The sequence below is a fragment of the Bacillus thuringiensis genome (assembly GCF_022095615.2).
Classification (GTDB): domain Bacteria; phylum Bacillota; class Bacilli; order Bacillales; family Bacillaceae_G; genus Bacillus_A; species Bacillus_A cereus_AG.
The window spans coordinates 1,966,879-1,978,876 of record NZ_CP155559.1; the positions used below are offsets into that span (position 1 = coordinate 1,966,879).

Here is an 11,998-nt window from a genome sequence, read left to right on the forward strand (position 1 = left end):
AAAATCACTCAAATAAAGGAATGCGAGGATCTTTCATATGCTCGCACAGTAAAATATGAATTTGTCCACGATGATGATAAAAGTGTGCAACAATTTCAAGTAACCATTCAAATCGAGAATAAGAAACACCCCAATAGGCAGTCATAACTTCTGCTAATTCTTCTTGGGAATAGGAAAGAAATGTTTTAGAGAGAAGGTTGAACCCTTCAAGCATTGTTTGTTGCATGTACGCAATTGTTTCTGGTGTATGTTCTAAATAAAAGGTACGTAACTCTTTTTCCGTACTACCATTTAAAATGAGTAAATCCGCATGGCAAATAAGAGAAAGATGTGCACACATTTCAAATACTGATCGCTTCGAGTGAATTGGTTGTATTTTTAAACTATCTTCATTATATTGGTTAAGCATTTGAATAGAAGTGTCAACAGCAATTTTTAGTTGATGTAAGGCAGATTGTACAAACATTGTAATTCGCCTCTTCTACGTATATAATAGTTTCTTAAGGGTATTATATCATACTCAAAATTCCGAAAATTCTAGTAGTTTGACTAGCATATTGAAAAGTATTATATTGTAAAAGGTCATATGAAACATGAAATAGAATGGAATGCAATTATTGAGTTAGGAGTTAGACCAATGAGTTTGAAATATGGAAGAGATACAATTGTTGAAGTTAACTTAAATGCAGTAAAACATAATGTAAAAGAATTTAAAAAGCGTGTGAATGATGAAAATATTGCAATGATGGCTGCTGTAAAAGCAAATGGGTATGGCCACGGGGCAGTTGAAGTTGCGAAAGCTGCTATTGAAGCAGGAATAAATCAGCTTGCAGTTGCATTTGTAGATGAAGCGATAGAGTTAAGAGAAGCAGGAATTAACGTGCCGATTTTAATTTTAGGTTATACATCAGTAGCAGCTGCGGAAGAAGCAATTCAATATGACGTTATGATGACTGTTTATAGAAGTGAAGATTTACAAGGTATAAATGAAATCGCAAACGGTCTTCAAAAGAAAGCGCAAATTCAGGTGAAAATTGATACAGGAATGAGTCGTATCGGTTTACAAGAAGAAGAGGTTAAACCATTTTTAGAAAAATTAAACCGTATGGAGTATGTAGAGATAGTAGGAATATTTACGCATTACTCTACGGCAGATGAAATTGATAAATCATATACGAATATGCAAACAAGTTTATTTGAAAAAGCTGTCAATGCAGCAAAAGAATTAGGAATTCATATTCCATATATTCATAGTTCAAATAGTGCCGGGTCAATGGAACTCAGCAATACATTTCAAAATATGGTCCGTGTAGGTATTGGGATTTATGGAATGTATCCTTCAAAAGAGGTAGATCATTCGGTTGTTTCTTTACAGCCTGCGTTGTCATTAAAATCAAAAATAGCTCATATTAAACATGCGAAGAAGAATCGCGGTGTAAGTTATGGGAATACGTATGTAACGACTGGTGAAGAATGGATTGCAACTGTACCAATTGGCTATGCTGATGGCTATAATCGTCAGTTATCTAATAAAGGGCATGCATTAATAAACGGAGTTCGAGTACCTGTTATTGGCCGTGTTTGTATGGATCAGCTCATGTTAGACGTTTCAAAAGCGATGCCAGTACAAGTTGGAGACGAAGTAGTATTCTACGGTAAACAAGGTGAAGAGAACATCGCAGTAGAAGAAATAGCGGATATGTTAGGTACCATTAACTATGAAGTTACATGTATGTTAGACAGAAGAATTCCACGTGTTTATAAAGAAAATAATGAAACGACTGCTGTCGTAAATATATTAAGAAAAAACTGAATCGTTATGATTCAGTTTTTTTATTTTTGACAAATGAAAAAAGCTCTATTTGTACCGTGTAATTGAATGTTCTTAAAACCTACAGATTTCAACGAAGAAATTATTTCTTCATTGGAATAACAAGCTTCTTCAAAAGAAAAGTCACTTCTTGTCCAATTATTATCTATATCATGTTGAAATAGTATAAAGTTCATTTCTGCTTTTTTATTTTCGTTATCATATGTAGAATCAATCGTACATACATATTCTTCCGCTGAAATATGAAACGAAGCAATCCAATTTTCAAGAAAACTTTTCTCCATATTCATATCAAATGCAAATGTACCTCCATCATATAATGCTAAATAAACATGTTGAAAAGTATCTTTTAGCTCATCTAATTGCAGTATATGATTTAAACTATCACCGGCTGAGATGACATAGTGGAAAGGCTCATCTACTTTGAAAAAACGTGCATCGTCGACGATAAAGGACGCATCTGGTGCATTGTGAAGTGCATGTTCAATCATTTGAGCAGAACCGTCTATACCAGTTACTACAAAATTATGATCAAGTAGTTTCCTAGTAAGATGACCAGTACCGCAGCAAAGGTCTAATATACGAGAGTGGGGAAGTGCATCTTGTAAAACGAGTTTATGATAGGCTGGATAGGAGTGTTCAGCAAAATGTCCCCAATGTTTATTATAAATGTCTGCAAAAATATCATAATTAGAATAAATTGGTTTTTTACACATATGTATTCACCTCGAAATTCATTACATTATAATAGTCATGCTTCGTTTTAATTTCAAAACCACATTGTGTATATAGTTTTAAAGCATTGTTATTTTTTGTTTCAACGTCTAATTCAATTGTTGAAACTCCTTCTGTAATAAGGGTGTGTACCATGTACCTAAGAATATCTTGGCCGTATCCTTTACCTTGATAAGAAGGATGAACTGCGAATCCTGATAGAGTAGTAGATTGCTCTTGCTCAGAAACTGTAATCGTTCCTATCACTTTTTCCTCGATACGAGCACTATAAACTTGATGAGAAGATGAATTCATCATCTTTTGTAACCATGTAGTGGTATTTTCTACTGAATCTCCAAAAGCTTTACTGGAAATTTCAATAAGATCAAGAAATGATTCTGAAGATGCAAGAGTAAGGTGTATAGTATTCTGTGCTGTTTTTTGAACTTCTTTTGCTTTGAACTCCATACTATATTCACTATATAAATAGGGTAACTCCATATGTTTTGCAAATTCTTTCCCAGAAGTAGAATCCCCATTCATAATAATAAGCGCTTCATCTGCCGCTCTTATTCGTATTTCTTTCATTGCGGTTTGTAAAAGAGTCGTGCCTATATGTTGTTTCCTATAGTTTGGATGAACAAACCCCATTAACTCCAATTTTGTTGGTCTTTCAAAGTCATACATACTTAATGCACCGATTAATTGAGTATCGTCATAAAATAGAAAATCATTTATCTCTTCTTTGTTACGAGTAGTTAAAAAGTTTACATGTAAATCTGACGAATAATCAATTTGATCGTGTTGTCCGCATATATGAGCTAAATTTTTCATGTGCTGAATTTCGTTTACTGTTAAAGATTTCTTTTGTTCAATATTCATTTCATAACCCCTCACATTCTTATTTAAAAATAGGATGGATGACTTAGCCACTTTTGTAACTCCACACTGCCTTGAACAGATAATAATCGGTACAAATATCGATAGGGGGGCCTACATTCTTCAAGATGAGGAATAGGCATAATAGTTTCGTAACCTTGTTTAAAAGCATGAGCCTCTTTTTCTGTAAATACATATTCTAAGCCGATAAAATCAAATTCCCGAGGAGCAACTGCATAGGCTTCTGTATCTACTAAGCCCGTAATAGTTGCGCCATCTGATAAAAACTGAGTAGGGTCCATATCAATTAAAATGAGCGTAGATTCCCTTGGTGTTGGCAAGGAAGAAAGCTGTGACTCAAAAGTAGGAAATGCGTTACGGATGCTCGCATTATCGGAATAAAACCTATTTACAAGTTCTTTACTGACTTTTAATATGTGAGACTTAAATTTTTCTAGTGGAACTTGGAAAGTACTTGATGGGTTTCCGATAAACTCTGCTTGAAACGAATGAATTTCTGCTAGTCCTTTTCCAAGGCAGAATAAAATGGAATCAGATTGTCCGATAAAAGAGTGAATTGTGTTACCTATTAACTTTTCGGCTACAACGAATTCACGGCCATTTAAAATATGTTTTTCTAATATTGTTGGTATGGGTAGATTAGTACGTTCTTGCAGCAATGTATGTACAGTTTCTAAATGATGGACGCTCCTTGGATCAATTCCAAAAAGGTTTTTGCATCCCCACCAAAAATCATTGTTTGGTTCTTCAGTCATTTTTGAGGAACGAACGATAACCTCTTCAGCTACTGTTTTAACAAGAAACACATCGCTTGCATGGTCTTCATAACCTGGATGTAAAGTTTGAACAGATAAAATAGGTGAAGTGAATAGTTGTTGTAGCACGAAGGTACTCCTTTATTCTATAAATTCTATAAATTCATTATATAACAGAATATGTTCCAAGTGGATAATGATGAGGACAACATAGAACTTAAATAAATCTATTGTGAGAAATTGATGTGGAAATTATATTTTTCTAGTTTTGTATGAATTATCAAAATAATGTTTTTGATGATACACCTGTAAAAATGCCTGAATGTAAATCTTGTATTTTTCAGTAAATGAAGAGTTTAGCGTACTTTTATGAGGATTATAATGTAGGTTTTGAAAAATATTTCTCAATAATAAAATGAAGAGAAATATATGAAGAAGTAGAATAGATTCCTTTATAATAGTTTTAAATTAATTAATATAATTAATTATTAATTATATTAGATAGGAGAGAATATGATGGCAAATGTACTCGTAATAAATTTCCCTGGAGAAGGTCATATTAATCCGACTTTAGCTATTGTAAGTGAGTTAATTCGGCGAGGGGAGACAGTTGTTTCGTATTGTATTGAAGATTATAGAAAGAAGATTGAAGAAACAGGTGCAGAATTCCGAGTGTTTGAGAATTTTCTCTCTCAAATTAATATTATGGAACGAGTAAATGAAGGTGGGAGTCCTTTGACGATGCTATCTCATATGATTGAAGCATCAGAGCGTATTGTGACTCAAATTGTAGAAGAGACAAAAGGGGAAAAATACGATTATTTGATATACGATAATCATTTTCCCGTAGGACGTATTATAGCTAATGTTTTAAAATTACCTAGCGTTTCTTCTTGTACAACATTTGCTTTTAATCAGTACATTACTTTTAATGATGAGCAAGAATCAAGACAAGTAGATGAAACGAATCCATTATATCAATCTTGTTTAGCGGGAATGGAAAAATGGAATAGGCAGTATGGAATGAAATGTAATAGTATGTATGATATTATGAATCATCCTGGTGATATTACTATCGTATATACTTCAAAAGAATACCAGCCGCGTTCAGATGTATTCGATGAATCGTATAAGTTTGTCGGCCCATCAATTGCTACTCGAAAAGAAGTAGACAGCTTTCCTATGGAAGATTTAAAAGATGAAAAATTGATTTTCGTTTCTATGGGAACAGTTTTTAATGAACAACCGGAGCTATATGAAAAATGTTTTGAAGCGTTTAAAGATGTAGAAGCGACAGTCGTATTAGTTGTTGGTAAGAAGATAAATATAAATCAATTTGAAAACATTCCGAATAACTTTAAGTTATATAATTACGTGCCGCAATTAGAAGTCTTACAGCATGCTGACGTATTCGTGACACACGGTGGTATGAATAGTTCGAGTGAAGCACTATATTACGGTGTCCCGTTAGTTGTAATTCCGGTAACAGGAGATCAGCCTTTAGTTGCGAAACGAGTGACTGAAGTAGGGGGGGGAATAAGGATTAATCGTAAAGAATTAACTTCTGAATTGTTACGTGAGACTGTAAAACAAGTAATGGAGGATGTGACATTTAAAGCAAATAGTCGTAAAGTTGGTGAGTCTCTTAGAAATGCTGGTGGATATAATAGGGCAGTTGATGAAATATTTAAAATGCGGATGAATTCATATTTAAAACTTAAATAAATGTTTGGAGCACACTTACTGTAATACGTAAGTGTGTTTTTTAAATAAATTACATAAAAAATCACTGTAAAGGTGAAACTTTTGTGTATATAAACTCATATCTTTGAATTAGTAGTAAAATTACGTTAAAATAATACTAAGAAAATATATAAGTTTTGGGGGTAATGAATGAAAAGATTATTTGAATACGTATTATTAACAATTGGGTCAATTATTGTAGCTGGTTCATTAGAACTTATTTTAGCACCTAATGGATTAGTAGATGGCGGGGTAACGGCCATTGCTATTATGGCGAATAAAGTTGCAGGGTTGCCACTGTATGGAGTGTTCTTAGGAATTAATATCCCGATTTTATTATTTACTGCAAAAGTAATGGGGAAGAAGTTCTTTATCCGTACATCCTATGCAAATGTTGTTACAACACTCGGATTGATTTATTTAAAACCATTTCCAGCGATTACAACTTCTGAATTGTTAATTGTTCTTTATGGAGGAGTTCTATTTGGTGTTGGTGTAGGGATTGTAGTAAAAATGGGCGGAGCAATTGATGGATCAGAAATGTTAGCTGTTTGGATGAATAAACATTTTAAAGTGCCGATTAGTACATTTTTACTTGCTGTAAATGCTGTTATTTTCATTTTTGTTGCCATTTTATTTTCAATTGAACAAGCGATGTTCTCATTAGCAATTTTCTATATTGTTACGAAGATGATTGATTTCATATTAGATGGTATTAATCAAGGAAAGAGCGTTATGATTATTTCTGGTAAAAATAAAGAAATAGGCGATCTACTTATGAAAGAATTGCAATTATCTGTTACGTATCTACATGGAGAAGGTGGTTTTTTAGGAGAAGAAAAGAGAATTATTTATTGTATTACAAACCGTTTCATTTATCCGAAAATGAAAGATCTCGTTCTCTCTGTAGATCCAACTGCTATCATTGAAGCTTCCTATTCAACAGAAACAACTGGTGTCAAACGTCCGGGAAGGGCAGCGAGATCAGAAAAATAGTGAATGAAAATAGCTCCACGTAAGTATAACTTACGTGGAGCTATTCTTATTTAGGGAACCAGGCCTTTTTCAGTAATTTGACAACAGTTTCGATACAATCCTCTGGAATACTGCCAAAACCGAGCAATATATACGACTCTTCCCGTGCATTATGAACAGAATCGTATGTGGAAAGAGGATATAACTTAATGCGTTGTTTAGCGGCTGCATGAATAAGTTCTTGTTCATTCATCTCATTATGAACGTGAAGTACAATATGAAGTCCGGATTGTTCACCGAGTATATGAATGTTATTTCCCATTTCGTTTGTAATAGATTTAATTAAAGAAAGGTGTTTTCTTTTATATAACGTACGACTTCTGTTAATATGGCGTTCCCAGTCACCATTTTGAATAAAGGTGGCAAAGGTAAGTTGTTGCAGCGTAGAAACTGTTTGTTTAAACATACCACCAAGTTCTTTATAGGCTCTTAAAAGATGAGGTGGTAAAACGATATATCCCATTCGTAAAGAAGGTAAAAAAGATTTCGAGAAAGTTCCCATATAAATAACACGTTCATTTGAATCTAACCCTTGTAAAGAAGGAATGGGTTTTCCTATATAACGAAATTCCCCATCGTAATCATCTTCAATAATATATCCGTTACAATCATTCGCCCATTTTAATAACTCGAGTCTTCTAGATAACGGCATAATGATTCCAAGTGGAAATTGGTGAGAAGGAGTGACATATGCTACATTGGAACCCGATTCACGTAAAGCGGAAATATGAATCCCTTTATCATCTAAAGGGATAGGGTGAACGGGAAGGCCAGAACTTTGAATCATAGCAGGGATACGGTGAAATCCAGGATTTTCGATTCCGTATTCTTTTTTTGGACCAAGTAGTTGAAGTAGTAACCAAAGAAGAGGCTGCGTACCTGCTCCGATAATAATTTGATCAGGTGAAGAATGTACCCCACGAGCATGATATAAATACTTTGAAATATGTTCTCGTAGAACGAGCTCACCTTGTGGATCTTCTTTAGCAAATAATTCATTTTCGTACTGAAATAAAGTTTCGTGTAATGCTCTTTTCCAGCTTGTTATCGGAAAAGCTTTTTGATCAATAAGTCCTTGACTACAATCATAATCATATTGTTCTTTTTCTTTATCGTTAGCACTGTTTGACGCAATTTGATGTTTCGCTTGAATGACATCAATATCAACTTCTGCAACAAAAATCCCGCGTTTCGGTTTGCTTTCTACATAACCTTCAGCTAGTAATTGTTGATAAGCAGATTCAACTGTAATACGGCTCACATTAAGTTGCATAGCTAAATTTCGGTGAGAAGGAAGGCGTGTACCGGCACGTATTGATCCATGAGAGATTTCTCGTTTCATATATTCGTAAATTTGTAAGTAAAGGGGTATTTTACTTTGTAATTGCAATGGGATAGTCAGATCCATTTGTATACGCTCCTTTTTATACTGGCCTTATAAAAAAGAATAAAACTGTCACTTAAGTTAAGGGCAGTTGCTATCTATAATGATGATATAACATTTAGAAAATTATATAAATAGTAAGGGGAGAATTATAATGAATATTAAAGCAGTAGTAACAGAAGCGGATTTACATGATGTATTTCCCGTACTACAGCAGTTACGAACGAAACTTTCAAAAGAAGAAGCAAGTTCTTTATTTCAAAAAATGCAAGAAGAAAACTATAAACTATTTTCGCTACGTAATGAAGAGGATGAAGCTGTTAGTCTAGCTGGTGTAGCGATTTGTACGAATTTTTATAATGAGAAACATATTTTCGTATATGATCTTGTAACTGCGGAAGCTCACAGATCAAAAGGATATGGTAAGGTTCTGCTGTCATATGTAGAAAAATGGGGGGGGAGAAAAAGGGTGCAGTTCTATCGTTCTTACATCTGCGTTTCCAAGAATGGATGCACATCGTTTTTATGAAAGAGAGGGCTATAGTAAGGTAAGTTATTCTTTTTATAAAGAGTTATAATACGAAGTAGGTTCCGTGTGTAAAAATATATGGAACCTACTTTCTTTTACGGATTGGAGCTAGGAACAGGTCTAGTAATATAATTTGTCGAATATTAGAACTTAACAAGGCAATGTTGAATTTGGAGAATGTTAGGAGCGTTTATACTTGGAAAAAATAAAGAAATTATCTATACCAAATGATGTAAGAGTCATCAATATTTCTGATATTCATGGAGAATTAGATCTTTTTAAGGAATTATTACATAAAGTTAATTTTAAAGAAGAAGATTATTTAATTATTAATGGTGATCTATGTGAGAAAGGAAGAAATAGCGTTGGCGTCGTAGACTATGTGATGGATTTGGTAGTTAGCAAGCCAAACGTTTATGTAGTCGAAGGGAATTGTGAAGTTATAGTTGAAGCACTAGTAAATGAAAATCCTGCGCTAATACATTATTTATGTACGCGGAAGAATACAATTTTTAATGAATGGTTAGCGAAATTGAACGTTACCGTTAATGAAGCAAGTGATATTTGTGAAGTGAAAAACATATTGATGAGCCATTTTTCAAAAGAAATACAGTGGCTAACAGAATTACCAACAGCGATTGAAACAGAAGATTATATCTTTGTACATGCTGGCCTTGAAGATAGAGAGGATTGGAAAGAAACAGAACGAAAAAATGCGATAGCAATGCCGGAGTTTTTCAATAAAACACATAGCGCAAATAAGTATGTAGTTGTAGGTCATTGGCCTGTTGTGAACTATTCTGATGAAGCACCGTCTAACAATCCAGTTATTGATGAGGAGAAAAAGATTATTGCGATTGACGGCGGAAATGCGATTAAAGAAGCAGGACAATTAAACGCATTTATCATTCAGAGGGAAAGTGCAAGTGATACGTTTTCCTATACATATGTAGACTATTTTCCAGAGTATGAAGTAATAGCAGATTTTAATGCGAACTCAGAAATGCAGGGCGGGGTGACATATCCGTATTATTACATAGAGCCTATGGAGAAGATGAAAGATTATACGGTATGTAAGCAAAGAGAAACGAATAAATTACTCTCTGTGAAAAATGAATATATTAGGCAACTTGATTCAGGTGAATACACAGTGAAAACCGATATTTCTTGTGCACAAATAAGTGTAAGAAAAGGGGACATGGTTTCTCTCGTTGATAACAGCTGTTCAGGATATGATTTAATAAAAAAAGATGGAGTAGAAGGTTGGATAGAGAAAGGGATTTTAGTCGAGATAGAAAAGGTGAAATAGGAGGGATGTAACCTCCTATTTTTTATTAACTAAGTAATGGTGACGTACCTTAATTGATACCTTATAACAAAATTATACAATATAATAAATGATATTAGTTTTGATTTTTCTGAAAAAATATTATAATTATATATGAAATAAAGAGGATTGTAGGAGGGAATTATGCAAAACGTAATATTAAAAGGGAATAAAGTTACAATTCGTACAATTAAAGAATCAGATATAAAAACATTATGGGATCTTGTATTTAAAGAAGAAAATCCAGAATGGAAAAAATGGGATGCACCGTATTTTCCGTTTTCAATGCAAGAATACCCGTCTTATAAAGAGGGGATGCAAACCCGTTTAAAAGAAGAACCTCTATCCAATTTAATTATAGAACATAACGGTCAAATTATAGGGACAGTCGGGTTTTATTGGGAATATAAACCGACGCGTTGGTTGGAGATGGGGCTTGTTATTTACAATCCAAATTACTGGAATGGTGGCTACGGTACAGAAGCTTTAACTCTATATCGAGATTTACTATTTGAAAAGATGGAAATTGGTAGGGTAGGAATCACGACTTGGTCTGGTAATGAACGAATGATGAAAGTAGCGGAGAAAATAGGAATGACTTTAGAAGGTAGAATGCGCAAATGCCGATACTATAACGGAACGTACTATGATTCTATTCGAATGGGAATGATTCGTGAAGAATGGGAAGCGCTATGTGTAACGAAGGGGTGAGAAATCATGTATGTTATGATTGCTACATTTGATCGTGTGTTTACTAATAAAATTATAGAATTGCAAAATGAAATAACAAATATCATTGGCACAAATCAATTAGCAGGAGTCGAACCTCATATTACATTGGCTGATTACAATGCGTTAGATGTTAATTTATATACTAAGAAACTAGAGGAGTTTGTAGCTGTTCAAGAGAATATGGCTGGGGTAACTTTTCCTTCTGTTGGAATTTTCCCTACTAATGGAACGATTTTTCTAGCACCGACCATTACCGATGAATTGATAAGGTTTCATCATTCTTATCATGATTATTTTAAAATTTTTCATGATAATTTAAATTCATATTATGTGCCTGGAAAATGGGTTCCGCATTGCACGATTGCAAATAGGTTACATGCAAATCAGTTTTTAAGTGTAATGGAATATATATATGAAAAATTTGATTACGCAATAGCTTCAATTGAGAAATTAAAATTAATTAAGGTGAATTATGAAAATGGTTCTGCCATTTCTTCTAGTATATTAGCAGAATATAATTTAAAGAGAATGGGGACAACGAGATGACATATGTAATTAGAGAGATGAAGCAAGAAGATATTCATGCTGTACAATCCGTAGCGAAAATAGCTTGGCATGATACATACGAAGGCATTATTCCGAGAGAGATTCAAGACAGTTTTTTAGACGAGGCCTATTCGGATGAAAAAATGAAATATCGTCTCGAAAATACACATTTATTCGTTGCGGAAGAAGAGGGAGAAGTAATTGGCTTTGCGAATTTCTCTCCAGTTAGACTGCAAAACGAAGCAGAATTAGGAGCAATTTATTTGTTACCAGATCAGCAAGGGAAAGGGGTAGGAAGTGCTTTATTAAAAAAAGGGTTAACGGAATTAAAAGGACTTCGGAAACTATACATTCATGTAGAAGCAGCGAATGAAAAAGGAAAACGTTTTTATGAAGCGAAAGGTTTTGCACAATTAGAGGAATTTGAAGAAGATTTTGATGGACATATGATGCAGACAGTAAGGATGGTTTTATACGTATAAGGAGGACCCGTAATGCAAAT

General features: G+C 33.8%; 12 protein-coding genes and 1 pseudogene. 8 read left to right on the forward strand and 5 right to left on the reverse strand.

The features are described 5' to 3' along the window. Window positions 1-4 precede the first annotated feature (4 nt). A complete protein-coding gene (locus tag KZZ19_RS10150; RefSeq protein WP_237980978.1) occupies window positions 5-466 on the reverse strand; it encodes a DinB family protein in 462 nt (153 codons plus the stop codon). Window positions 467-637: 171 nt separating this feature from the next. Here KZZ19_RS10150 and alr point away from each other — a divergent pair, with 171 nt between their 5' ends. Then, window positions 638-1,813 carry an alanine racemase gene (gene alr / locus KZZ19_RS10155; RefSeq protein WP_237980979.1) on the forward strand — a complete coding sequence of 392 codons (1,176 nt, stop codon included), beginning with the start codon at window positions 638-640 and terminating at the stop codon, window positions 1,811-1,813. Window positions 1,814-1,833: 20 nt separating this feature from the next. On the opposite strand, the gene KZZ19_RS10160 is transcribed toward alr, so the two are convergent. From KZZ19_RS10160 to KZZ19_RS10170, 3 genes are read right to left on the reverse strand one after another with little or no spacing between them, the layout of a single operon-like run. After that, window positions 1,834-2,547, reverse strand: coding sequence for a class I SAM-dependent methyltransferase (locus KZZ19_RS10160; RefSeq protein ID WP_237980980.1), 714 nt, complete (start codon window positions 2,545-2,547; stop codon window positions 1,834-1,836). Next, the gene (locus tag KZZ19_RS10165) at window positions 2,540-3,427 is read right to left on the reverse strand and encodes a GNAT family N-acetyltransferase (protein ID WP_237980981.1); all 888 of its coding nucleotides are present in this window, start codon (window positions 3,425-3,427) and stop codon (window positions 2,540-2,542) included. The genes KZZ19_RS10160 and KZZ19_RS10165 overlap by 8 nt, the downstream gene beginning before the upstream one ends. A 23-nt stretch (window positions 3,428-3,450) precedes the next feature. Further along, window positions 3,451-4,329 carry a nitrate reductase gene (locus KZZ19_RS10170; RefSeq protein WP_088096168.1) on the reverse strand — a complete coding sequence of 293 codons (879 nt, stop codon included), beginning with the start codon at window positions 4,327-4,329 and terminating at the stop codon, window positions 3,451-3,453. Between the two features lie 387 nt (window positions 4,330-4,716). Here KZZ19_RS10170 and KZZ19_RS10175 point away from each other — a divergent pair, with 387 nt between their 5' ends. Both KZZ19_RS10175 and KZZ19_RS10180 read left to right on the forward strand, forming a co-directional pair. Next, window positions 4,717-5,925 (forward strand): macrolide family glycosyltransferase, encoded by a 1,209-nt coding sequence (locus tag KZZ19_RS10175; protein ID WP_237980982.1) that lies wholly within the window; start codon window positions 4,717-4,719, stop codon window positions 5,923-5,925. Between the two features lie 168 nt (window positions 5,926-6,093). Further along, complete coding sequence (locus KZZ19_RS10180; RefSeq protein ID WP_088096170.1) at window positions 6,094-6,939, forward strand: YitT family protein; 846 nt, start codon at window positions 6,094-6,096, stop codon at window positions 6,937-6,939. A gap of 46 nt (window positions 6,940-6,985) precedes the next feature. On the opposite strand, the gene KZZ19_RS10185 is transcribed toward KZZ19_RS10180, so the two are convergent. Further along, window positions 6,986-8,386 carry a PLP-dependent aminotransferase family protein gene (locus tag KZZ19_RS10185; RefSeq protein ID WP_237980983.1) on the reverse strand — a complete coding sequence of 467 codons (1,401 nt, stop codon included), beginning with the start codon at window positions 8,384-8,386 and terminating at the stop codon, window positions 6,986-6,988. Between the two features lie 130 nt (window positions 8,387-8,516). On the opposite strand from KZZ19_RS10185, the pseudogene KZZ19_RS10190 reads away from it, so the two are divergent. From KZZ19_RS10190 to KZZ19_RS10210, 5 genes and pseudogenes are all read left to right on the forward strand, one after another. Continuing rightward, window positions 8,517-8,940: pseudogene (locus KZZ19_RS10190) on the forward strand (GNAT family N-acetyltransferase). A gap of 147 nt (window positions 8,941-9,087) precedes the next feature. Further along, entirely contained in the window at window positions 9,088-10,200 is a 1,113-nt protein-coding gene (locus tag KZZ19_RS10195) for a metallophosphoesterase (protein ID WP_237980984.1), read from the forward strand. 162 nt (window positions 10,201-10,362) lie between these two features. Next, window positions 10,363-10,929, forward strand: coding sequence for a GNAT family N-acetyltransferase (locus KZZ19_RS10200; RefSeq protein WP_237980985.1), 567 nt, complete (start codon window positions 10,363-10,365; stop codon window positions 10,927-10,929). Window positions 10,930-10,935: 6 nt separating this feature from the next. After that, entirely contained in the window at window positions 10,936-11,496 is a 561-nt protein-coding gene (locus KZZ19_RS10205) for a 2'-5' RNA ligase family protein (RefSeq protein ID WP_237980986.1), read from the forward strand. Beyond that, window positions 11,493-11,978: a GNAT family N-acetyltransferase gene (locus KZZ19_RS10210; RefSeq protein ID WP_237980987.1), complete on the forward strand. Its 486-nt coding sequence runs from the start codon at window positions 11,493-11,495 to the stop codon at window positions 11,976-11,978. The genes KZZ19_RS10205 and KZZ19_RS10210 overlap by 4 nt, the downstream gene beginning before the upstream one ends. Window positions 11,979-11,998 lie beyond the last annotated feature (20 nt).